Genomic DNA, 22,603 nt, shown 5'->3' with positions numbered 1-22,603 from the left:
CGGATGACCATCCAACGCGTCAAGACCCTGGAACAGCAAATGAAGGAGATCCTGCAGCGAACCCTCCTCGATCGTCAGTTTGCCGTCCATGTAGGCTTCACCCAAGGCCAGCGACGGATTGAACACCATTCGCAGCGGCAGGCTTTTGTCGTGCAGTCGCACCGTAACCCTTCGGCCATCACCATCCCCGGCGAATGTATGCCGTTCGCCCCTTGCGTCGACGATAACCAAGTGGCCCTTTCGGATCATGGACTTCAGCATAGGCGACAAAAGCGGCAGGGAGCGCGCCGATGGCGAAACAGGAGTGTGCATAGAAGATCATCCTTCCCGAACTAAAGCAGAGCTGAAGTTACAGACGATAAACACGTGATCTTCTTACACAGAGGCAGCACGCCTGCCGCCAACTTGCCGGACGGAGGCAATCCCGCAGGCCGTGATCGAATGAAGGGTCACCAAGATCTTGGCGGCCCCGCGCGGCAGGATTACGAGTGGCTTGAATCCCGCACACAGTGGAGCGAGGGCAAAAGAAAGCGCGAAGTAACCGTCCTCCCGAGGGAGGCAGGCGCCGTCCAGGAACGTCCCGCCGTGCTTCAAGTTGCAAGCGCCGGTGCCCCCTTCCTCTGGCTGCAACGGGCTTGTCACTCTGAAATTCTTCGGCAAGCTCGGCACGCATCAGGTGCCTGGCGAACCGACCTTATCGGAAGGCTTTTATAATGGCGTCGAAATTCATTTCCGGTCGCAAAAACACGATGGGCAATGATCCGGAGCAGCTAGGCTCAGGACCTATTAAATTGCTTGCGGAGGCGATGATCGGTTGATTCAATGGCGGCGCGAGGAGGCGCTGCCATGAGTGATCTGATCTGGTTGTCGGAGGCGCAGATGCGCCGGATCGAGCCGCATTTTCCACTGTCGCACGGGGTGCCGCGGGTCGATGATCGTCGGATCATCAGCGGCATCATCTTCGTGATCAGGAACGGCCTGCGATGGCGTGATGCGCCGGCTGCCTACGGCCCGCACAAGACGATCTACAACCGCTTCATTCGCTGGAGCCGGATGGGAGTGTTCAACAAGATCTTCGCGGACCTCGCGGCAAAGGGCGGCAAGCCTGACCGACTGATGATCGACGCAACTCACCTGAAGGCGCACCGGACGGCGGCCAGTCTGCTCAAGAAGGGGCTGTTCCCCGACGTATCGGGCGCACCAAGGGCGGCCTGAACTCCAAGCTCCATGCCGTGTGCGACGGCCAGGGCAGACCGCTGGTCATGCTGCTGAGCGAAGGGCAGATGAGCGACTACAAGGGCGCGTACAAGGGCGCGGCGCTGATGGTCGATGCCTTGCCCAAGGCCAAGGCGTTGCTGGGCGACAGGGGCTACGACGCCGACTGGTTCCGCGCCGCCCTGGCAGAGCGCAAGATCACCGCCTGCATTCCATCAAAGAGCAACCGGAAAACGCCGATCCCGCACGATGCCGCGCTCTACCGCCAGCGCCATAAAATCGAGATCATGTTCGGCAGGCTAAAAGACTGGCGCCGCATCCACACCCGCTACGACAGATGCGCCCACACCTTCATGTCCGCCATCTGTATCGCCGCAACGGTCATCTTCTGGCTCAATCAATGAGTCCTGAGCCTAGTCAGACGCATATCACTCGGCCTGATTACACGTGCTGGACCCCATTGCGTGCGTCGCTGAACGATACGGGACAACCAGACGCCGCTGCCAGTGTAATCCTGACGAACCAGCGCCGTCCCTATGGTTGGCGTTCCAATCTGGGAATTCAGGCCTGCATCGCTGCCGCCCGTTCTTGAACAAGTAGGAATCGAACGATGAGCGCACGCAAAGGTTTGCTGGGAAATGCTGAACTATCGAACCCTGGTCTTGAGAGCACGACGAAACAGCGCGCTAACGTTGGTTTCGGCATTCGCAGGGAAAGTGCAATGAAGATCTTGCGTTCCTGGGCGTTCGATGCCGCCTGGATACTATGGACAGCTCCGTTCGGAATTGTGATACCGGTCTTATGGCTCCTGGGATCGCCGCCAAAGGCAGTTAGAAAATTCACGCGTATCTGGGCACGCGGCGTCCTGTTCGGACTCTCCTGGATTGTCGGGCTCGATTTCCGCGAAGAGGGACGGAGCAATATCCCGCCGGAGCCCTGTCTGATCATCTGCAATCATCAATCGGTCTGGGAGACGCTTGCCGCGCTGGTGCTGTTCCCGGAGGTATCGATCATCGCCAAGGACGAACTGCTGGGTATTCCTATCCTTGGCTGGTTCCTGAAGAACTCACCGATGATCGTTATAGCGCGCGGTTCCGCGGCCTCTTCGCTTCGCAAGATGAAAGTCGAGGGCGCCGCAGCGCTCAGCGAAGGACGTTCAGTACTCATTTTCCCCGAGGGCACGCGCAAAAGCGCGCATGAACAAGTTCATTTCAAGCGCGGGGTCGAGTTGCTCTACGGTGCACTGGGGGCAAAGGTTCTGCCGGTTGTCGTCGACTCAGGCAAGTTTTGGGGCGTTGGTGGGAGCCTCAAAAAACCCGGCACTATAACAGTATCTTATCTACCAGTCCTTGAGCCCGGATTGGACATTACAGAATTCGCGCGGGACGCTGAATTTCGCATGCAGGCCGAAAGGGCAAGGCAGTTGATGAGAAATCCTTGTGCTCTTCGATCGGATTCAAGGAAGGCAGACGATAGGGAATGATGTCCTGCGCCTCTGATAGGAACCTCAAGCGCTGTTTCAGTTTGATTTTGCGTGTGTGAAGCGCAGCGGCAAAAATCGGGCCCACTGATCCGAGGGCTATGATCATTTGCAGTGATGCTCCCAACATTATTAGACGTTTCTTGGCTTCCAAGAGTTCTCGGCGGTAGGGCCAAGCGCCGCGGAGAAGGACGTACCGCTGCGAATAGGCTTATATCAGTGCTCGAGCGGTGTTTGATCCGCACGGCAAACTGTAAGGGCCCAGCGCGCGCCGCGTCTACAATTTCGACGGCAATAGACGCATCTGGGAAAGGAAACGTCACAGGCCGAACCGGATGGAGAACGATATGAGCAGCGATCCGCCTCAAGCCTGTGCATCCGGTGCGGCCATCCGCCCCCCGGAAATGAGAAGAAGGGATTTCCTGAATATCGCTCCGGTTGCAGCCGCCGGGACCGGAGCGGTAATTGCTTTGTGGCCATTGATCGATAGCATGAATCCGTCGGCTGAGGTCCTCGCGCAGTCTTCGACAGACGTTGACTTAGCTTCAGTTGAAGCTGGACAGCGCATTACCGTCAATTGGCGAGGGCAGCCCGTTTTCATCGCCCGTCGTACCGGCGAAGAGATTGCCCGGGCGAGAGCTGACGATGCCAATTCGAGTCTTATTGATCCGCAAACGGACGCTGAGCGGGTGCAGAGAGATCCATGGCTCATTGTCATTGGTGTTTGTACGCATTTAGGCTGCGTTCCTCTCGGCCAAAGCCCCGGAGATCCCCGGGGAAGATATGGTGGATGGTTCTGCCCTTGCCACGGATCGGTTTACGATGCTTCAGGACGTGTTCGGCGCGGCCCGGCGCCGCGAAATCTCGCTGTTCCACCATATGCCTTCCGAGGCGATTCGATAGTGCATATTGGACAGTAGCGCCTATCGACCGGGCGCGGCCCTTAGGCTCTCATTAGGCTATATCGGGAAGGGGTAGGACCTTTCCAGGCGCGTTACTGACGATCTTAAGAAATCAGGTGCTATCGATTTTGAAGGGACGGATTCCTGGCCAGCCCTCAACCAACGGACCCCTTGCTGCCGGGGCGAGGTGGGATCCGGATTCCTGGAGTGGCGGCATCCCGGGATGTGGGATTTGTGGAGTCGCAACCGTTTTTGATCGGCACCACATGTCGACGTGTCGCGCTTCACGGCGCGATAAGGCCCTGCTTGAGGGCAGCGCTGTCGTAAAGGAAAACGGTATTGGGATCGGGCAAGCCTAAATCGGTACGCGGCGCTTCCCCCAAACGGGTCAGAAGATCGCTGATGAGCGAAAGCCGGGTTTGGTGTTTGTCATCGGCTCGCACCACCGTCCAAGGTGCGGCAACGCTGTGTGTACGGGCAAGCATCTCGTTGCGAGCCGCACTGTAGGCATCCCAGCGTTTAATTGCTCGATCATCCACCGGACTGAGCTTCCACTGCTTCAGCGGATCTTTCCGGCGGGCCTCCAGACGCCTTTTCTGTTCATCCTTCGAAATATCGAGATAATATTTGACCAGTGTGATGCCGCAATGTGCGAGAAGTTGCTCAAACAGCGGCACGGTCGCCATGAATTCCTCATATTCAGCTTCCGTGCTATAATTCATCACCTTCTCGACACCAGCACGATTGTACCAGCTGCGATTGAACAGGACGATTTCGCCGGCCGCAGGAAGATGGCTCGTCCAGCGCTGGAAGTACCAGGATCGACGATCATGGTCGGACGGTGCGCCAAGGGCTACCACGCGGGTGTCTCGTGGACTCAGATGTTTGACGATGCGCTTGATCGTGCCATCCTTGCCAGCCGCATCTCGCCCCTCGAGAATAATCAGCAACTTGCGGCCGCCGGCAATCACCTGACGCTGTAACGCGCTAAGCCCGATCTGAAGCGTATGGAGCTGCTCGCCGTAGCCGGGCGTAGATTTGTCCTGCTTGTTCTTGCTCATATCGATTTGACAATCTCTATTAGGACTTCGTTTAGAACGGACGGCGCGGTCGGGTTTTGGGCGGCTTCGGCTCATCTGACCGCGAACGCGACAGCCTGGGAATAAAACCCGGGACGCGCGCCATGTATGCCCGATAATCCTGGCCGAAAGCGGCGAGTGCTTCGCGCTCTTCGCTCCGGGCGAGCCGCACATACATGACAACCAGGACCGGAAACATCGCTAGCGTCAAGACGGTTGGCCATTGGAACAGGAAGCCAAGCATGACGAGAATGAAGCCGTCATATTGCGGATGCCGGACGTAGGAATAGATACCTTCGGTGGCGAGCATTTCTTGCTTCTGGGCACGGTACAGCCGTGCCCAACCGCTCGATATCATCCAGAAGCCACCGCCGATCAGGACGAAGCTGAGGATGTGGAACGGCCCGAAATGAGGGTTGGCTCGCCAGCCGAACAGCTCTTCGAGCAGATGGCCGGCGTCATGCGAGAACCAGTCCACCTGCGGATAGTTGCTCTGTAGCCAGCCCGAGAGCAGATAGATGGTCAGCGGGAATCCATACATTTCGGCAAAAAGGGCGACAAGAAAGGCACTGAAAGCGCTGAATGATCGCCAGTCGCGCTTGGTTTGCGGCTTGAAGAAGCTGAACGCGAAGAAAATGAAGATCGCGGAGTTGAGGATCACCAGACCCCAAAGTCCATAAGCGGCGGATGAGTCGCTATGCATGTCAGGCTTCTCCGTGACTATCGGCGACGGGCACGGGTATCAGCGACCTTATGCCTGCTGTGTTGATCGCTGACCTGCCTCTCGCCGTCGTTGCTGACGCCCTGATCATCGTCACCGCCTTGGCCGCCATGACCTCCGTGTCCACCATGTCCTCCGTGCATGAACATGTGGAGCAGCGGGCAGGCCAACAAGAGCAAAGCCCAGGGGAGAATGCTGAGCGCGTGAACCCTATGTTCGGTAAACAGGAAATACCCCGCAATCGCTGCGAAACCGAGGAAGACAATCGGCATCCGCCATCCCCGCCTATCCGACGCGTGCTTGTGACCTTGCCTCATATCTTGCTCCCACCAAAGGCCAAAGGGCGATCGCCTTCAAACAAAGGAGAGCTCGCCTCAAGATCATGGACGCACGGCAGCGAGCGATATTACAGTTGCTTCAGCAGATCCGCACCGGCCCCTTATCGAGTATGAATCTGCGAGAAAACGCTGCTATCCCTTGGCTCTGGCTCTTGGGCGTATCATAGAGCGATGATGGGCAATGCCAGTCCGGTGAGGTTTGCTCTGGCCGCTGCAGCTACCGCGTTCCTGCCAGCGCTTCGAAGCCGGAAATGACATCGAACAGTTCTTCATCGATGTCGCCCTGGCGTAGCTGATGGAAGGTGCCGTGGAGCTGCTCGAGCAATTCGCTGATGTTCTTGTCGGCGCGCTCCATAGCTACCAGTCGGCTCGCATTCTCGCTGGCCAGCGATTCTGCGCAGGCCCGAAAGAGTGAGATGAAGAGAAATTCGCGAATGAGGGCACGCGTGGTCCTGGAATTGCCACCCACGATTTCAGGCAAATTCGTAGTTGGCCAGGGGGTATGGAGCAGATCTTGTTGCCATTGCTTGTCGAGCGGCAACAGCCGTTGCCTGGTCGGTTCGTATAGGGCGCCGGACAACGGCCGATTATGGAACACCCAAAGACTGCTATTTGCCCCATTGGCTGCTTCCGTTTCGCTGGCGATTTGAACCTGTGCGACAAGCGGAATGATGGCCTGAATGGAATTGGGCACTGGCAAGAGGCCCACCAGTTGCAATCCGGCATCCGCCAGGCGTGCATAAACGCGTTCCCCGACCGCCCACACCCGGGATTTGCCGTAAAACGCGGCAAGCGTCGTGATCGCGTAATCGGCGATCACGTCGTTAAACTGCCCAACCAGACCTTGATCCGAACCGAAAACGATGGCGCTGATTGCTTCTGTCTGGCCGAGCCTTTCCTCGTCTCTCATCGGAAGCGGAACCGCGCTTTGTCGAAAGCAGGCGGCTAGCCCCAGTTCCACAGCGCGCTGGTAATCCGCCAATCCGCGTACTGATCTTTCAAACTGTCCTACGCTCGATGCGGCCAGGGCCTTCATCGTCCGGACGACGGACTGGAGATCGTCGGCGCTCTGAATCTTTCGCCGCAGGCTCTCCATTGTGTTGCTCATGACTTGTCCCGCATGTCCACCGCAGGTTCGGGTCGAGCAGCGAGTGACGCGGAACCGCCTCCGGTCTCTTCGCTGCCTTGAGAGACCGGTAGGGTTTGGAGCGGAGCGAGCGCCTGTCGGGCGATTTTGATGATCGTCTCGCGATCTTCCTCGCTCAACTTGGCAGAGCTCACCAATCGAGTACGCACGTCGTCGGGGATCTTCAAAGCTGCTTTTTGGACCGCGTCCTCGGCAGCCCACATCTGGTCAAGCGCAACCGGATCGAAGAGCTTCGCGGTTACGGCTAGCAGGATCGCAATTTGCGCCGGGACCGACACCGGCGCACTTTCGGGCTGTTGGAGGCAGGCACGAATGCGGCGTCCATGGTTGATGGTCTTGCGGGTATCTTCATCCAGTCGGGCACCAAACCGGGCGAAGCTTTCCAATTCTTCAAACTGTGCATAGGCGAGCTTGAGATTGCCGGCCGCGGCGCGAAAGGCAGCGCGCTGCGCCTTGCCGCCGACGCGCGAGACGGATTTGCCGACATCGACGGCAGGCAATATGCCCAATTCAAAAAGGGAAGGCGAGAGATATATCTGGCCGTCGGTAATCGAAATCAGATTGGTCGGAATATATGCAGACAGGTTCTGCGCTTCGGTTTCAACGATCGGCAGCGCCGTGAGAGACCCACCTCCGAGTTCCTCGCGCAGATGCGTTGCCCGTTCGAGCAGCCGCGCGTGAATGTAGAAGATATCGCCGGGAAAGGCCTCGCGGCCAGGCGGGCGGCGCAACAGCAGGGATAACTCGCGGTAAGCGCGGGCATGTTGCGTGAGATCATCATAAGCGATCAGGACGTTGCGCCCCTGCGCCATGAAATGCTCGGCGATACTGGTCGCGGCGTAGGGCGCGATGAAGGTCAGTCCGGGTGGATCATTGCCCTCGGTAACGACGACGACGGTATAGTCCAGTGCGCCCGCCTCCCGCAGGGTCGCTACCGCCTTTGCGACAGCGGAGGCGCGCTGGCCGATGGCACAATATATGCACAGCACATTCTGACCACGCTGGTTGAGAATGGTGTCGATGGCAATGGCGGTCTTGCCTGTCTGCCGGTCGCCGAGGATCAGTTCGCGCTGACCGCGGCCAACGGGAATAAGGGCATCGATCACCTTAATCCCGGTCTGGAGCGGAGTCGTGACCGCCACGCGATCCATGATGTGCGGCGCGGTGCGTTCGATAGGCAGGCGCTCGTTGGCGATGACCGGGCCTTTGTCGTCGAGCGGACGACCAAGCGGGTCGATAGTGCGCCCTAGCAGTCCATCACCCACGACCACATCCATGACTCGGCCCGTGCGCTCGACTTCATCGCCGGCGTTCAGATGAGAATGCGAACCGAGCAGCACGACGCCGATTTCATCCTCATCGACGTTGAACGCAATGCCGAGCGTGCCGTCGGAAAATCTCACCAGTTCCTCAAAGCCGACCGAAGGAAGCCCGGATACCTTGGCGACACCTGTGGCGATGCTGGTGACGGTGCCGACTTCTCTTGGGATCAGCTGCGGTCTGAACGTTTCCCGCGCCTGGCTTATTCCGGCCAATGCACTGTCGAGAGCACTCTGCAAGCTTTCGGGCTCGGCGCTCATTTGCGCTTCCTATTCGTCACTGACGGTTCAGCCAGCGATGACGTCATCGCGACGCTCTTCGCCCGGGAGTTCGGCGCGGGCTCAACCGTGGGTTGGGGCTCGATCTCACCGCTTTTCGCAAGAAGCGCATCGACCTGGTCTTGAAGCGATGTCAGGTAATCCGCGATGGTCCAGGCAATCTTTTGTCCATTCGTGATCAGTTCAATGCCCCCGACCAAGTCGGGCGCGACGACAAACCGGACGTCGATTTGATCTGAAAAAATTTGCTTGAGCTCCCTTTGGATTCCCACGCGCTGCGCGGGAGGTAAAGAGAACGCGCTGCGCACGAGCGCCGGTTCGGTTGTAGTCCTGATGGCCTTGCCGAAACGCTCTTTGGTCTCCCCGTCCAACGCACGCAGTCGCGCGATGAATATCTCGCCCATGCGCTCGTCGAGACTTGCCGCAGCAAGATCCTTCAGCGCCATTCGCGCAATGGCAAACACTTCCTGCTGCGCTTGCCGGGCGATGGTCTGATTGAGGTCTTGAGCCTGGCTTCGCAGCGTTTCCCGCAATCGGGCGCTCAAGGCATCGGCGGCATTGCGCGCTTCCTCCATGAGACGCTGCCGTTCCACCTTCACTTCTTCCATCGCCGTGGTCATGCGGGCAGCGCGCTGCTGATCGAACTGCGCATTCTTGTGCTGGAACTCGTCGCGCTCGCGTTGGGCCTCAGCCCTTTTTGCGTCGGCGTCGGCAAGTTCCGCAGCGATCCGCTGTTCGCGCACGTCGATGGCGTCGAGGATGGGCCGATAGAGAAAGCGCTTCAGCAACCACACGAGGATAAGGAAATTGAGCGCCTGCGCACCGATAGTGAACCAATCGACGAGCACTACCTATTTTCCCGCAGCCTGAGCGATTACATTATTCCAGAACGGATTGGCGAAAATAAGGATCATCGAGATCACGAAGCAATAGATCGCGACCGACTCGATCATGGCCAATCCCACAAACAAGGTTCGCGTGATTGTGGATGAAGCGTCAGGCTGCTGTGCCAGCGAACTCAAGGCCGTGGCAACCGCGCGCCCTTCGCCGAGCGCGGGTCCTATACTCCCCAACGCGATCGTCAGTCCGGCAGTGACGATTGAAGCAATCGCAATAAGCGTCGCGCTATCCATGGTGGCTCCTTTTTGTTGGCGGTGTTCATGCTGAAGGGCCTGGCCTTAGTACTGTTCGGGGACCGCTGACGCGTGTAGCGGCGGCGATGTACACCGTGGCCAGGATGCTGAAGATGTAGGCTTGCACCATGCCGGTGAGCAGTCCGAGCGCACTCATGACGACCGGGAAGAGGAACGGCGTGACGGTCAGCAAGATGGCTAGAATCATCGTTCCGCTCATCATATTGCCAAACAGGCGCACCGCGAGCGCCAATGTGCGCGAAAGCTCACTGATGATGTTGAACGGCAGCATCATGACTGTCGGTTCCAAATATGATTTGAGATATCCGCCCAGGCCCTGTTCCTGAATGCCGAATACGGGCACGATCACCCAAACGCTCAGCGCAAGAGCCGCGGTTGTCGAAAGCGACCCCGTCGGCGGCTCGTAGCCGGGAACAATCGTGAACAGACTGGCCAGCGCGACGAACAGGAAGAGCGTGCCCAGAAAGCCGATATACTTCCTCGGGGGACGGAGGCCCACATCTTCAATTTGCTTCTCGATGCCGGTGACGATGATTTCCAGAAAATTTTGCCAGCGCGAACGGTGCAACGCCGTGGAGAGATTGCGCGTGATGAGCTTTGCACCAACGGCCAGCACGACCATCAGAACCCATGTGAACACGATCGTGCCATTGAGCTTGAGAAAGCCATGCTGCCAGAAGATCATGTCGTCGGGACTAAGGCGCATGACGCGTCTCCGCTGCCGAGCGGGTGAGCATCTTTCCTGACGAACGCGTCAGCCATTTGATCATATAACGCGCGACCAGAAAGCCAAGGAGACACGACAGCCATCGCTCCCAATGTGCTCCTCCCACAAGATAAAATCCTGCCATGGTGATACCCGTCCGCACCAGCATGCTGCCCATGAACCAAAGTCCCGGCTGCCTCGATGAGACGCCCCTGATGATGGTCCACCAGAGTCCGCCAAAGAAAAACGCACCGAGCAGAAGGCCCGCGCCTAAGGATGGTGCCAGCGCTCCCAATTCATTCATGGCCGTCGTCCAGATCGTCGCGCATCTCCTTGTCTTCCTTGGCAACCCAGTGCCACGCGTTGAAGCAGCCGATGACAAGGCCCGCCACCAACAGGGCCAGCGTCCAGGAATATTCGGTTGGATGACGTCGATCCAACCAAATGCCGAGCGCAGCGCCGAGCAGCGTCGGGATCGCTACCGACCAGCCGACGAGCCCCATCATTCCCAAACCGAACCAGACGCCTTTGTCGGTATTGCGCCGAGCCTTGAGCTTTCGCGCCGCTTTAGTGCCGACCGCCTGACCGAACGACCGCTTTTGCGTTTCAGGAGTATTGCTCGGCTTATCGCTCATCGCGGATCGTCACCATACGGCGAATAAGATCGCCCTCCAGCTTTGCTAATGTAGAGCGCATGTCTTGTTCGCGCTCGTCCAATGTCAGAAATTCCCTTTCCACCGCCTCGCGCAACTGGCCAAGGATGGTCCCGGCCAAGGCGCCGCGGACGGAGACGACCACGTCGGCCCCAACTTTGACGATTACGCCTTCATCGACGGCCACAAAGGTTTCCCCGTCCGAGAGCGTCTCGTAAATCAATATCCCGGGGACGAGGGCCGCCACGCAATCCAGGCGACGCGGCAGAATGCCAAATGATCCGTCCTGCGTCTCCGCGATAATGCGCATCACGCCAGTTTTCTCGGCGAATATCTCGAACGGCAGGAGAATCTTGAGATTCATGGGTCAGGCCGCAGCTTCGTGTTCCGACTGAGATTTCGCCTTGGCTTCATCGATCTCGCCGATCATGTAGAGCGAGCTTTCGGGGTAGTCCTTGAACTCATCGCGCAGGATGCGCTCGCAGCCGCTCAGCGCGTCCTCAAGACTAACCAGTTTGCCCTTTTGGCCCGTGAACTGTTCGGTCGTGAAAAAGGGTTGCGTCAGAAATCGCTCCAACCGGCGCGCGCGGGCGACGATGTTGCGGTCGTCCGGCGAAAGCTGTTCCAGGCCAAGCATGGCGATGATGTCTTTGAGTTCATCATATTGCGCGAGTGTCCGTCGGACTTCCTGAGCCAGACCAAAGTGGCGGTCGCCAACGATGCCAGGAGTAGTCATCTTGGATCTGGACTGCAGAGGATCGACGGCCGGGAAGAGCCCTTCACTGGCCCGTTTGCGCGACAACACGATAGACGCTGAGAGATGCGAGAACGTGTGTACCGCTGCCGGGTCGGTAAAATCGTCGGCGGGCACATAGACCGCCTGTATCGAAGTAATTGCGCCGGTATCAGTATTGGCAATGCGCTCCTCAAACCCCGATAGCTCGGTACCCATGGTGGGCTGATAACCCAGTCGCGACGGCATCTGGCCCATCAAGCCCGATACCTCCATGCCCGCCTGGATGAAGCGGAAGATATTGTCGACGAGCAGCAACACGTCGCGATGCTCATCGTCGCGGAAATATTCGGCTATTGTCAGTGCCGCATGCCCTACGCGGAAACGCGCGCCTGGCGGCTCGTTCATCTGACCAAACACCATCACCATGTTCTGAAGGACGCCGGCGTCCTTCATCGCATTGTACAGCTCTTCGCCTTCCCGACAGCGCTCGCCAATGCCGCAGAAGATGCTGACGCCGGCATTATGTCCGACCATATTGTGAATCATTTCGGTCAGCAGCACCGTCTTGCCGACGCCCGCGCCGCCGAAAAGTCCCGCCTTGCCCCCGCGCTCCAGCGGCGCCAGGACGTCGATGACCTTGATACCGGTCTCGAAGATCTCCGATCTGGTGGAACGGTGCATCAGCGAGGGCGGAGCCCTGTGAACCGAACGCCATTCGACATCTGAAAAGGCAGCTTCGCGGTCTATCGCGTTACCAAATACATCGACCATCCGTGAGAGAACTGCCTTGCCTACGGGAGCTTTCAACGGTCCGCCTGTGTCCTCCACAGTCGTTCCGCGAGCAAGGCCTTGTGTGGGTGTCAGGGCAATCCCGCGCACATGGCGGGCATCTTGCTGCGCCAACACTTCAATAACGATCTGCCTGTCCGAGCCGGCGCGAAGCACCGAATAGATGGGCGGTAAATGATCCTCGAAACAAACATCAACGACACTGCCGCGAACCGAGACCACTACGCCAGCCTTCGATGATCGCGTTTCAGTGTTCATGTGACATCGTGCCAGATGCACTTGCCAGCTGTCTTTGGCGACCGAACTGCCGGCAACTGTGCAAGGTTCGAGAGGCGGAGAACGGGCAGGGGGGAGGGCTCCGCCCCTCGAACAACGCCTGCGCGGTGCTGTTTATCACCATTATCGCGCGCAGGAACGATCAAAATCATGAATGCGAGCAACAGCAGCGAGGAGCATCTCCCGACGGCTTGGCTTCGGTCGGCGCTTCTCGCTTTACCTTGCCTTGCTCTCGACCGGATCGTGGCTTGTCGCGGCAGCCATCTGATTTGTGCGAATGGTTTTCGGCGTGTTTCAAGCTGGACTGCATGTGAGAATCTCCGTCTGCAAAGTCGTTTTTGTCAACTGCGGCGCGATTGGGACCGCTGCAGTGGTTGCCATTGATTTTGACGTTCTTCATCTGCGATTCTTACACTTGGAATCTGATTTCTTAGCCTGCGCCGCCCCAAAGAACCTGGCTTGGTCGATGCAATAATATCGGTCTTTTCCCAGCCTCCCGGTCCTGAGCCCGAACACCTGACATGCATCATTGCTTAGCCCGGATCATTTCACGGCAGGCCGCCCCGGACCGGACTCGGGACATCACCGTCATTCCCCCATACGCCGATTTGCTATGGACGGCGGCGATTTATGGTCTGGCGACCTTGCTCCATTTCATGGCTCTGTAAGGTTCCAATTTCTGTCGCGTCATTGGTGAAGTGAGTGCATCCGATTCGGGGAAGCAGCACATGTCAGAATAAAAGCGATAGGGGAAAGAGATGCAGTACGAAGCGCCCGGCAACATCTTCGCCATAATTATCATCCTGTTCATTGCGCTGGCAGTTTTGGCAGGCACAATCCGCATTCTACGTGAATATGAGCGCGCGGTCATATTCACGCTCGGTCGCTTCACCGGGGTCAAGGGTCCGGGGCTGATTTTTATCATCCCGTTCGTGCAGACCATTGCACGCGTGGACCTGCGCACCATCGTTCTTGACGTGCCGACCCAGGACCTGATCTCGCGCGACAACGTCTCGATCCACGTCAACGCCGTGATCTATTTCCGCGTGATCGATCCAGAGCGCGCGATCATCCAGGTGGAGCAATTCGAATACGCGATCAGTCAACTGGCGCAGACCACGCTTCGGTCGGTGCTCGGCAAACACGAACTCGACGAGATGCTCTCCGAGCGCGACAAACTCAACAAGGACATCCAGGAGATTCTCGACGCCCAAACCGACGCCTGGGGCATCAAGGTCGCCAATGTCGAAATCAAGCATGTCGACATTCAGGAAAGCATGATCCGTGCGATCGGCCAGCAGGCCGAGGCCGAGCGCGAGCGCCGGGCCAGAGTAATCAATGCGGAAGGGGAACAACAGGCGGCCCAAAAGCTGCTGGAAGCCGCCGAAACCCTCTCGGCGCGTCCCGAGGCAATGCAGCTGCGCTATCTCGGTGCTCTGAATTCTATTGCTGGCGACAAAAGCTCAACGATTGTCTTCCCGTTTCCCATCGAACTGGGAGGCGTGTTCGAAACCCTTGCCAAGCAAAGAGGCCAGACAGATTCCAACCGGGCGTAGCACATCAGGTAAGCTGTCTGCTCTCGCGACAGGGCGAAATGAACACGGGGGAGGGCATTGGAGAGCCAAATGCGGGGGTTCAATATAATCCTTACCCGTGCTGGGTGGCAACTGGCGAACATCAGAAGGAGAAGCCCCGTGATCGCGACATCACCCTTACTCTGGCGCAAGGCGATTGCTCTGGCCGGAATTCTGGGAATGCTATTCGCGCCGACTGCAAGCACGGCCGGCGTCGTCGATGGCGTTCAGACGGCGGGCGCGCTCACAATCTATCTGGGCGTTGTCCCCGCCGCAACGGTGCGGGGGCACCCCAGTGGTCATCCTGAAGCCAGGATGCATGGCGGCGGGCCTGCAAGCTCTCACAGCATGCATATTGTCGCCGCGATCTTCAACAAGACCTCAGGGGCGCGAATAACAAAAGCCAATGTCACCGCGCATATAGTTGAGCCCGGCGGAATACAACGTTCGGTTCGCCTGCAGCCGATGACGGTTGCGGGTGCGCTTACCTTCGGAGGCTACACGACCTTCGCCCGGGGAATTGATTATCGGATCGGCATCAAGGTTGAACGCCCTCCCCACATGCCGCCTTCACAGTCGAACCAGATCCCACACTCCATGCATCGTATTGCGCCGGTAACGGCGCATTTCACCTATACCCATGACTGAAACCTATCGCGCCGCAGCCGACCCCGCTGGACAGGTCCGTTCCAGGGGCGTCCAAGGTCTTCCTTCTCCGTCCCGCTCTTGTCGTCTGACGCGCGGTTCTGCATTATGACCGCAAACTGTAACCCCTGGGATGCTCAAACGTCTTCAGGGAGCGGGGTTAGAAATTCGGCATCGTCAGCGGTCCGACGCAGGAGGAGTTCCACAATGGCAGATCCACTCAAAACTCTAGATCGGCACCCCTTGCGGTCCCGCCCGGGTGTTCCCGCGCAAATCTACGATGCGGGGCTGCGATCTTATATGCTGGGTGTTTATAACTATATGGCGAGCGGTTTGCTGCTTACCGGCTTGGTCGCGCTATTCGTGGCCAGCACGGACAGCGTGCGCGCAGTGTTCTTTGCGGCATCCGGAGCACCGACAGGGCTGGGATGGGTCGCCGTTTTCACGCCTCTGGCCCTGGTGCTTGCCCTGAGCTTTGGCATCAATCGGTTTTCCGAAACGGCGGTCAAGACCATGTTCTGGAGCTACGCGGCACTCATGGGCGTGTCGCTTGCTACCATTTTCCTTGCTTATACTGGGGTCAGCATTGCCCGCACTTTTTTCGTGGCGGCATCGGCCTTTGCCGCGTTGAGTTTGTGGGGTTATACAACCAAGCGCGATTTGTCCGCGTGGGGAGCGTTCCTGATCATGGGCGTCTTCGGCCTGATCATCGCCATGTTCGTCAACATGTTTCTGAAATCCTCGGTGATGGACATCATCGTGAGCGGCATCGGAGTTCTGCTGTTTGCCGGGCTCACGGCCTATGACACCCAGAAGATCAGAAATATCTATTCTGAGGTTAAGGGTAGCGAGTTCCGCGGCAAGGCGATCGTAATGGGTGCACTGACGCTGTATCTTGATTTCATCAACCTGTTCCTGTTTCTGCTCCGCTTTATGGGTGACCGGCGATGATGACGACCGCTGTTGCCCCTTAGCCAATCGAATTCTGGCAAAATCGCCAGGCGAGACCAGCAAGGCAAAGCCGCTAACGGTTCTGCACAGCCTTTTGCACACCCCGCCTGATCTTACAATCCACGCTCGTCCTCCAGTTCCAGCACGGGCGCGAATCCTCCGCCCGGCGTTCGCATATTCGTGGTCTGCCCCTGGTAGAGGCGTGCGGTGGTCAGGAGCACACCACCGCCATAGGTGTAGAGCCTAATATCCGTTTTGAGCTCAACGGGAATGCCATCTCGGATCACCCGCCGCTTACCTGGGGGCGTGTAGGCTTGCGCGATGTAGTCGCCTTTGAGGATCTCCTGCCAAACCTTTTTGGTAAGCTTGCCGCCATAATACGCCGCCTTGCTCGCATATCCCTGTGCGGGTTTGAAAAAGAGATTGCGCCGGTCGGCCCAGAGCGAGTCTGCGTCTTGAGTCTTTACCACGACGGTACGCGGGACTGCGTTTCGCAGCAATTCCAGCTGGCTGGTGGGCAAACCCCACTGGCTCAGCCGGTTCATATCGGAAAGCAATGCGAGATTGCGCTTGTTGGCGTACCGGACATGCAGATACGGATTGGGAGTCACAACAACCTGGCCGCTCAGATAGGCGGCTTGGAGTTGATCGTGCCTCGGCTCATCAAGCATGAAATCGACCAGTCGATTGTAAATGAGGTCGATAGGCCGATCTCCAATTGAAACCCCTGCCGCGCTTGACGTAAGCTCCTGCGGATCCGCAATGATGGTTTCGATTCCATGCCTTTCCAGAACAGCCTTGGCCAGTAGGAACTCGGGAAACAGGTGTTGCTCTCTCGGCAAATCATCGATAATCGCGATCGTTTTTAAGGGTACCGTCCTGCCCTGACGGGTCCATTCGCTCCGGAACATCGATACGACACGATCTTCAAACCCGGTATCCGTGGGCTTGGTCCGTTCAACGTCGGCAGCGCTGTCACAACAAGTGCGCTGCGCCTTGGCGAGCACGGCGTTGAGAAAGGCACCCCCGGCATTGGTGTTGATCTCGATAAGTCGCGGCCCCTCGTTTGCAAGATGAAAGTCGTATCCCATCATTGCTCCTGCGGGACCAAAGTCTCGCATTGCGATCGGCGGTGCCCAGTTCAGCGTCGCGGCGTGAAATTGGGGCAGCGCAATAGCCGCCTCGATGGCGGCGACGATCGATCTCATCTCGGCGATGGCTGGCGCGGTCAGAAAGACGGGGGATGCAGCAAATAGATATGGGTGGGTGCCAACAAGGCTGTCTCCAAAGCCATCGGATCCGGTCTGCAGATCGAGCAGGTCGATAAGCGTCGATCGCTCGAGCGTGATGCAGAAGCATGCTGCATTTGCTCGCTGCGCAGCAGTATTCGCTGCCATAGATATACCGGTCATGTTCGTGCACCCCTGTTTCTTGATTCGAAGTACCCACTGCTCGGTTCTTTTGTCAGCACATCAGGATACTAACTAATTCGTACGCGTCGGACAGTCTTGATCGCAGCGTGCGGCGCGCCGCAAATTCGGACTCGAGCCGGTAGTTGGGCCAAAGCAGACATCGAAATGGGCTTCGATCCCCCTTCCTTATAGCAAGGGGCTAAGCAGGCGCGCGATATTCTCGGCGAACCGGACACTGCGCGGGCGAGCCTTCCAGGCCAAGCTGTCGAGATCTTCACTCGCGGCCATATCCCTTTGCTGGTGCCGCGCGAGATCGCGCACAACATCTCGCTCATAAACGATAAGGGTCACTTCTGCGTTGAGGAGATAGGAACGAACATCGACATTGCTCGAGCCGATCAGCATAATTTCCTCGTCAATCGAAATGTGCTTGGCGTGCAGGAAGTGCTTCCGGTGCAGATGAACCTGGACTCCCATCTCCAGTAGCTGGGAATAATAGGATCGCTGAGCGAGATGCACGATTCGGCTGTCGCTGATCTGGGACACGATCAGGTGCACCGCTACGCCGCGGAGCACTGCAGTTCGCAGCGCCTCAAGGAGAGGCTCCTCGGGAATAAAATAAGGTGTGGTGATCACCACGCTTTCTCCCGCGGCATGAATCAACGCATCAACCAGCAGGCCAATGCCGGCCGAGCCATAGTCGGGACCGCTTGCCAGGAGTTGGGCTGTGGTTGATCCCGAGGTTGGATGATGGCGAAAATAGGACGACCCGACCAGTGTTTCACCACTTTCAAGAAACCAGTCTGTGGCAAAAACCGATTGCGCCTCAACCACGATCGGACCTTCTACCCTGCTCACCAGTTCCTGGTTAACAATACCCTTTGCCGCTTCGGAATCGATTATGTTTTGCGAGCCAATATACGCAATTTCTCCATCGAATACGGCGATTTTGCGATGGTTGCGCAGGTCAGCTCGGCGATATCCTTTTCGCCAGAGCGAGACCTCCAGAGTCAACTCGACTTCAACCTTGCAATCCCGAAGACGCCGGGCCACCTCACGGGACCAGCGGCGCGACCCCACCGCGTCGATAAGCACACGACATGTCACACCTCTGGCCACCGCGCGGCCGAGCGCATCGATTATTAGCCCGCCGGTGCGATCGGCGGCAAAGATATAGGTTTCGAGGTGAATGTGATGTCTGGCGCGTTCGATTTCTTGAACAAGCGATCCGACGACCTGCTCGTAATCGCCGAGCAGGTCGACGATGTTCCCGCCAAGCGGGGGAAGTGTGCCCATTTTTTCGATAAGCTGGGCGGCGTGCCGAAATCTGTCGGGCAGAACCGGCTTCTGGCACGCTTTTGAGTGCGCAATCTCCTGCGCGGCATCGTCGAACAGTTTTGCGGCGTCCCTGAGAGCGGCGCGCCTCCGCCTGGAATAACGGGCCCGGCCTATCAGAAAGTAAAGAATGAGTCCCGGTATGGGTAGAAAGAGGATAAGCAACAGCCACGTCCTCGCCGAATCAGGAGTTCGCCGAAAAGGCACAATCATCAAAGCAAGGAAGCGAATGCTCCATTCGAGCACTGCAATCAGAAATCCGAGCGAAATTGCCATTTTCTTTTGCGGCTCCCGCCAAGTCACCAAATGAAACCTGAGGTTGGTATCGGTGATCAGGTGCCACATGGGCAACTACTGAATCCCAACTCCCTTACCCGCTGAAACCGAACCAGAACATCGCAATGCTGCTTAGTAAATCAGAACGGCATCCGATGTTCGTTCTTGGGTTGGAAATTTGTCGATGATCTGCAATGGACTGTACCATTGACGAAAACGAGAGGCCGAAGGGGAGCGATATGTGTTTTTCGGCCGAAGCCAGTTTCACAGCCGCAGCTTCGCTGATACCCGCAGGGGGCTTGAGCGTCTATCTCGCGTATCGGACAGACCGCCGCTTCGTTCCCTTATGCACACTGCCGCTTCTTTTCGGTGTTCAGCAGCTCTTCGAAGGCTTTGTGTGGACGAGCGGTGCAGCCGGAGATCTGCAAGCGGTTCAAGGGTTTTCGGCCGCCTATATGTTCTTTTCCTGGCTCGCCTGGCCGGTCTGGATACCGTTTTCCATCTACTTCGTCGAACCGGTAAAGCGCAAGCCATTCTATCTCGTGGCGTCCATCATCGGCGGCATCCTGGGGGCGGGCCTTTTCCTGCCCTATCTGGTGCATCCGGACTGGCTCACGGTAAAATTGCTCGACAACATCATCATCTATGGCGGGGTGGAGCTGTTCGATTTCATTGCCGGCCGTAACCTGACCTACGCCGCCTATCTGGCATTGATCATTCTGCCGGCTCTTCTGGCGACGCGCCGCGAAGTGCGGGTCTTCGGAGTTCTCATTGCCATTGCCACAATGACTACATACGCGTTCTTTAGTTATGCCTATATCTCCGTATTCTGCTTCCTGGGCGCACTGATGTCATTTTACCTGGTGTTCATGATATACAGAATCCGCAGCCTGCCGCAGGACACAATCCACCCTGACAGCATTCCCACCTGACCCCTGCATACGGAACGTCCCGCACCGACGGTGCGGTCAAGATCGGCGCTTTCTTTTCCTGTCCTTCTTTGCCGCGACGTCTTGAGGACACAGATTTTCAGCGGCTTTGTCCCTGCCTAACGTCCAACCGGGCGGATCACTGGCGGGAAACGAGTCGCGACCCGCATCGTCTATCTCTTTGATTTCCTTTCGGGCAGCGCATCCCGGAATCGTACCTTGCGGCGCGCCAACTGCCTTCTTTTTCTGTTCGTTCGATCTTTTCTCGTCCATCGAATTCTCCAGTCTTAACAAAGGAAGTGCCCCGGGTCGCTTCACTGTCAATCTTTTTTACATTCCGCTCATGTCGTGATCAGACATCGTCTCCATGTCGTGGCCGACATGCGGATCGATGGGCGCGCTAGCGCTTGCGTCTGACGGCACACAGCTATTGCCGCCGCCTTTGCAGTGCGGGTCGGCTTGGCCGCGCTCAAGGGTAGCGTTACTTGCCTTGGTCTGCGCAGGCTGAACCGGCTCGGCGGCGGACTTTTGTTCTCTTTCTATTGGCAGGGAAGTCGTCTCCTCGGTCGGCAACGGTTCGGGCGGAGTTGACGGATCTGCTGTCTCGGCGACCTCCGAATTTGCTTCTTCTGGGGGTGTTTGCGGTTCCTGTCCGCAAGCAGTCAGAGCAAGGATCAACGTTGCGGCCAAAGCTGGCGCAGTCAGCCGCGTTAGATAGGTTTTTCGCATTGCATCATCCTTCGGTTAGAATATTTTGAGGTGGTCGGGACCGTGCGCCAGTTCACCGCCCAGAAACCCTTGAACGATGACCACAGCGGCGATGAGGAAGAGAAGCGTGCGAAGCGCCGCGCGGCTATCGCCGCCACGCTTCGCCAACCCAGCAAGGACCAGTCCGAATATCGCCAGGAGTGTACCCAGCCAACGGTGCGCCTGCATTGTGGTTTCGCCGCCAAACCACAGCCCAGTGTGTATCCACCCGAACCCGGCTGCGACGACCGCGCCCGCTGCGCCGCCATATATCATGGCCCGCACGGCTGTATCGAGACCTGCTCCTCGGCGAGACATTATGAACAGCTCAGTGAGCGCGGCCATCAGGAAGAGCGCGATCGGGAAGTGGACCGTGGCAGGGTGCAGGCGTTTGAGTACCCCGAGAGCGCCAGTTTGGTCTTCAGCGTGACCGCCTGAAACTTCATCGTGTCCACCATCTGAGTGACCGGTTTCGGAGGCTTCGCCGAACATCTGCTCCGATGGCATTGTCTCATCATGGCCGGGCGAACTTTTCACGGATGCGGCGAGAGTTTCGCCATGCTCTTCCTCGCCATGCGCGTATGCAGGGCCTGCCGCCAGAGTTAGGCTGATGAGAACTGCCAACAACAGGCCGGCAACAGCGGATTTTATACTCTTTATCCTATTCATAGCCTTACGATCCCTTCCTTATGGTTTTTTCGCCGTGAAAATCGCGATCGAACCGGTGACGGTTGGTACCCGCAACCTTTCGACGACCTTGATGAAACCGGCTTCACCCACCAATTCGGGAAGAATGCCGTCCGCGTTGGGCTGGGTGTCGGCCGCGCCATCGAGCCGCTGGACCGTGAGCCGAAACAAGAGCCGCATGAGGAGCTTCTGTTGGCCATAGTCGGCCAAAATTAGACGTCCCCTGGGTCGAAGCGCTTCGAACATTGCTGCCAGACTGATTACTTTTTCGGCAAGCGGCATTTGATGCAGCACGAGACTCGATGTCACAGCATCTGCGCTTGCCGGGATCGCATCACTTGCAAAACCTTTACCGAATTGAATGTGCAAATCGGCAGCTTCGGCCTTCGCGAGGGCAATGCCTCGCGCTTCCTCATCGGGATCGATTCCAGCGACAATTGCGTGCGGCGCACGGCGTTTGACCATAAGCGCGAAACTCCCCGTGCCGCTGCCGATGTCCAAAATGGCTTCTCCCGGCTTTGGAGCGAGCAAGTCCAACATTGCATTCCGCCAGACCATTTCCCTCGTCCACCGGCGGATTGTCTTATCGTATTCCGACGTGGCCCCTTTTCCCAACGGGGGCGTATAATTCTTCGTCTTGCTCATGCCTTGACCAGACCTGAAGACTTGCCGAGCATTGCGCCAGGCAATTTCGGCCCATGTAAATGCATCGCTATCAACGTCCTGCTTCCAAATCGGCGGTACTTTCACGGCGACAAAAGTGATTTCACAGAGAAATACGAGCCAGCCACGTCTTCCCCTCAAAAAATATGAAGCCGAGACCGCCTCAGACGTATACTCTGGGACACCTGGAGAGGGATTGACTGGTGCTCATCAAACGACCGCAGCGGCAAGGACATGGGTGGCACCCAAATTTGGGTGCAGAAAAGGACATATGAATGTAGAAGACTTTTCCGCTATGCTTGATCGCCTTCAGCATCGCGGCAGCATCCGTGGCTGCTTTGGCGCAGACCTCGGATCACTCGGGCCATGGAATGCATTCGGACGGCCATTCGAGCGCAGTGAACGAAGAAGCTTCAGGTACCGAGGCTTCGCTTGTTGCTTACCTCACTACCCTCTCCGCGCGCGATGCCGGTTCAATGGCGTCGGTCGTTGCCGCAGATTCCGCCATCTTCGAGAACAGCAAGAACGAAGGCTGTTTCGCCAATTGCGTGGAGCATCATCTCGGTCCCAAACTGGCTTTGCTCACCAGC

Annotated in this window: 26 protein-coding genes; 7 read left to right on the top strand and 19 right to left on the bottom strand. The window is 57.7% G+C overall.

Annotated elements, in window-relative coordinates; translation table 11 throughout:
• Positions 1 to 846 precede the first annotated feature (846 nt).
• The 3 genes from JI59_RS26100 to petA all read left to right on the top strand — a co-directional run bounded on the left by JI59_RS26100 (position 847) and on the right by petA (position 3,615).
• A protein-coding gene (locus JI59_RS26100; protein ID WP_085997509.1) for an IS5 family transposase occupies positions 847 to 1,619 on the top strand; the annotation gives its coding sequence in 2 pieces (ribosomal slippage) (positions 847 to 1,180 and positions 1,180 to 1,619; 774 coding nt in all).
• A 206-nt stretch (positions 1,620 to 1,825) separates the two neighbouring features.
• On the top strand, positions 1,826 to 2,698 hold the full coding sequence (locus JI59_RS04635) for a lysophospholipid acyltransferase family protein (RefSeq protein ID WP_238532573.1): 873 nt from the start codon (positions 1,826 to 1,828) through the stop codon (positions 2,696 to 2,698).
• A gap of 332 nt (positions 2,699 to 3,030) precedes the next feature.
• Complete coding sequence (gene petA / locus JI59_RS26095) at positions 3,031 to 3,615, top strand: ubiquinol-cytochrome c reductase iron-sulfur subunit (protein ID WP_081474001.1); 585 nt, start codon at positions 3,031 to 3,033, stop codon at positions 3,613 to 3,615.
• 266 nt (positions 3,616 to 3,881) lie between these two features.
• Here the strand turns inward: petA and ppk2 are convergent, their stop codons facing one another.
• The 13 genes from ppk2 to JI59_RS26660 all read right to left on the bottom strand — a co-directional run bounded on the left by ppk2 (position 3,882) and on the right by JI59_RS26660 (position 13,194).
• The gene (ppk2, locus tag JI59_RS04630) at positions 3,882 to 4,658 is read right to left on the bottom strand and encodes a polyphosphate kinase 2 (RefSeq protein WP_007013955.1); all 777 of its coding nucleotides are present in this window, start codon (positions 4,656 to 4,658) and stop codon (positions 3,882 to 3,884) included.
• Positions 4,659 to 4,689: 31 nt separating this feature from the next.
• A complete protein-coding gene (locus tag JI59_RS04625; protein ID WP_038575531.1) occupies positions 4,690 to 5,379 on the bottom strand; it encodes a methyltransferase family protein in 690 nt (229 codons plus the stop codon).
• A gap of 17 nt (positions 5,380 to 5,396) precedes the next feature.
• A complete protein-coding gene (locus JI59_RS04620; RefSeq protein WP_038576986.1) occupies positions 5,397 to 5,669 on the bottom strand; it encodes a DUF2933 domain-containing protein in 273 nt (90 codons plus the stop codon).
• Between the two features lie 283 nt (positions 5,670 to 5,952).
• A complete protein-coding gene (locus JI59_RS04615) occupies positions 5,953 to 6,843 on the bottom strand; it encodes a F0F1 ATP synthase subunit gamma (RefSeq protein ID WP_038575529.1) in 891 nt (296 codons plus the stop codon).
• On the bottom strand, positions 6,840 to 8,462 hold the full coding sequence (locus tag JI59_RS04610; RefSeq protein ID WP_007013959.1) for an alternate F1F0 ATPase, F1 subunit alpha: 1,623 nt from the start codon (positions 8,460 to 8,462) through the stop codon (positions 6,840 to 6,842). Before JI59_RS04610 ends, JI59_RS04615 begins: the two co-directional genes overlap by 4 nt.
• The gene (locus JI59_RS04605; RefSeq protein ID WP_007013960.1) at positions 8,459 to 9,328 is read right to left on the bottom strand and encodes a F0F1 ATP synthase subunit delta; all 870 of its coding nucleotides are present in this window, start codon (positions 9,326 to 9,328) and stop codon (positions 8,459 to 8,461) included. Before JI59_RS04605 ends, JI59_RS04610 begins: the two co-directional genes overlap by 4 nt.
• Before the next feature lie 3 nt (positions 9,329 to 9,331).
• Entirely contained in the window at positions 9,332 to 9,613 is a 282-nt protein-coding gene (locus tag JI59_RS04600) for a F0F1 ATP synthase subunit C (RefSeq protein ID WP_007013961.1), read from the bottom strand.
• Positions 9,614 to 9,638: 25 nt separating this feature from the next.
• Entirely contained in the window at positions 9,639 to 10,340 is a 702-nt protein-coding gene (locus JI59_RS04595) for a F0F1 ATP synthase subunit A (RefSeq protein WP_007013962.1), read from the bottom strand.
• Positions 10,330 to 10,644, bottom strand: a complete 315-nt coding sequence (locus JI59_RS26090; protein WP_039857584.1) for an ATP synthase subunit I — start codon at positions 10,642 to 10,644, stop codon at positions 10,330 to 10,332. Before JI59_RS26090 ends, JI59_RS04595 begins: the two co-directional genes overlap by 11 nt.
• On the bottom strand, positions 10,637 to 10,975 hold the full coding sequence (locus JI59_RS04590; protein WP_007013964.1) for an AtpZ/AtpI family protein: 339 nt from the start codon (positions 10,973 to 10,975) through the stop codon (positions 10,637 to 10,639). Before JI59_RS04590 ends, JI59_RS26090 begins: the two co-directional genes overlap by 8 nt.
• Entirely contained in the window at positions 10,965 to 11,357 is a 393-nt protein-coding gene (locus JI59_RS04585; protein ID WP_007013965.1) for a F0F1 ATP synthase subunit epsilon, read from the bottom strand. Before JI59_RS04585 ends, JI59_RS04590 begins: the two co-directional genes overlap by 11 nt.
• A 3-nt stretch (positions 11,358 to 11,360) precedes the next feature.
• Positions 11,361 to 12,776 (bottom strand): F0F1 ATP synthase subunit beta, encoded by a 1,416-nt coding sequence (atpD, locus tag JI59_RS04580; RefSeq protein WP_038575527.1) that lies wholly within the window; start codon positions 12,774 to 12,776, stop codon positions 11,361 to 11,363.
• A 166-nt stretch (positions 12,777 to 12,942) separates the two neighbouring features.
• Complete coding sequence (locus JI59_RS26660) at positions 12,943 to 13,194, bottom strand: hypothetical protein (RefSeq protein WP_138921428.1); 252 nt, start codon at positions 13,192 to 13,194, stop codon at positions 12,943 to 12,945.
• A 358-nt stretch (positions 13,195 to 13,552) separates the two neighbouring features.
• Here JI59_RS26660 and JI59_RS04575 point away from each other — a divergent pair, with 358 nt between their 5' ends.
• The 3 genes from JI59_RS04575 (at position 13,553) to JI59_RS04565 (ending at position 15,964) form a co-directional block, all read left to right on the top strand.
• Complete coding sequence (locus tag JI59_RS04575) at positions 13,553 to 14,350, top strand: slipin family protein (RefSeq protein ID WP_007013968.1); 798 nt, start codon at positions 13,553 to 13,555, stop codon at positions 14,348 to 14,350.
• Positions 14,351 to 14,419: 69 nt separating this feature from the next.
• A complete protein-coding gene (locus JI59_RS04570) occupies positions 14,420 to 15,016 on the top strand; it encodes a hypothetical protein (protein WP_138921429.1) in 597 nt (198 codons plus the stop codon).
• Between the two features lie 204 nt (positions 15,017 to 15,220).
• Positions 15,221 to 15,964 carry a Bax inhibitor-1/YccA family protein gene (locus tag JI59_RS04565; protein WP_038575525.1) on the top strand — a complete coding sequence of 248 codons (744 nt, stop codon included), beginning with the start codon at positions 15,221 to 15,223 and terminating at the stop codon, positions 15,962 to 15,964.
• A gap of 113 nt (positions 15,965 to 16,077) precedes the next feature.
• Here JI59_RS04565 and JI59_RS04560 read toward each other — a convergent pair whose 3' ends face one another.
• Entirely contained in the window at positions 16,078 to 17,376 is a 1,299-nt protein-coding gene (locus JI59_RS04560; RefSeq protein ID WP_138921430.1) for an ATP-grasp domain-containing protein, read from the bottom strand.
• A 186-nt stretch (positions 17,377 to 17,562) separates the two neighbouring features.
• Entirely contained in the window at positions 17,563 to 19,056 is a 1,494-nt protein-coding gene (cls, locus tag JI59_RS04555; RefSeq protein WP_007013972.1) for a cardiolipin synthase, read from the bottom strand.
• Positions 19,057 to 19,181: 125 nt separating this feature from the next.
• On the opposite strand from cls, the gene JI59_RS04550 reads away from it, so the two are divergent.
• Positions 19,182 to 19,919 (top strand): DUF6629 family protein, encoded by a 738-nt coding sequence (locus JI59_RS04550; RefSeq protein WP_338042176.1) that lies wholly within the window; start codon positions 19,182 to 19,184, stop codon positions 19,917 to 19,919.
• 36 nt (positions 19,920 to 19,955) lie between these two features.
• On the opposite strand, the gene JI59_RS26655 is transcribed toward JI59_RS04550, so the two are convergent.
• The 4 genes from JI59_RS26655 to JI59_RS04540 all read right to left on the bottom strand — a co-directional run bounded on the left by JI59_RS26655 (position 19,956) and on the right by JI59_RS04540 (position 21,995).
• The gene (locus tag JI59_RS26655; protein ID WP_138921431.1) at positions 19,956 to 20,189 is read right to left on the bottom strand and encodes a hypothetical protein; all 234 of its coding nucleotides are present in this window, start codon (positions 20,187 to 20,189) and stop codon (positions 19,956 to 19,958) included.
• 57 nt (positions 20,190 to 20,246) lie between these two features.
• Positions 20,247 to 20,645, bottom strand: a complete 399-nt coding sequence (locus JI59_RS26650) for a hypothetical protein (protein WP_138921432.1) — start codon at positions 20,643 to 20,645, stop codon at positions 20,247 to 20,249.
• 15 nt (positions 20,646 to 20,660) lie between these two features.
• Positions 20,661 to 21,008 carry a hypothetical protein gene (locus JI59_RS28110; RefSeq protein ID WP_338042178.1) on the bottom strand — a complete coding sequence of 116 codons (348 nt, stop codon included), beginning with the start codon at positions 21,006 to 21,008 and terminating at the stop codon, positions 20,661 to 20,663.
• 342 nt (positions 21,009 to 21,350) lie between these two features.
• Positions 21,351 to 21,995, bottom strand: coding sequence for a class I SAM-dependent methyltransferase (locus tag JI59_RS04540; protein ID WP_038575523.1), 645 nt, complete (start codon positions 21,993 to 21,995; stop codon positions 21,351 to 21,353).
• Positions 21,996 to 22,603: the final 608 nt, after the last annotated feature.

This window comes from Novosphingobium pentaromativorans US6-1, assembly GCF_000767465.1.
In the GTDB taxonomy this organism is placed as follows: domain Bacteria; phylum Pseudomonadota; class Alphaproteobacteria; order Sphingomonadales; family Sphingomonadaceae; genus Novosphingobium; species Novosphingobium pentaromativorans.
The sequence above is the reverse complement of the archived record's forward strand: the minus strand, read 5'-3'. Positions and strand labels throughout refer to the sequence as shown.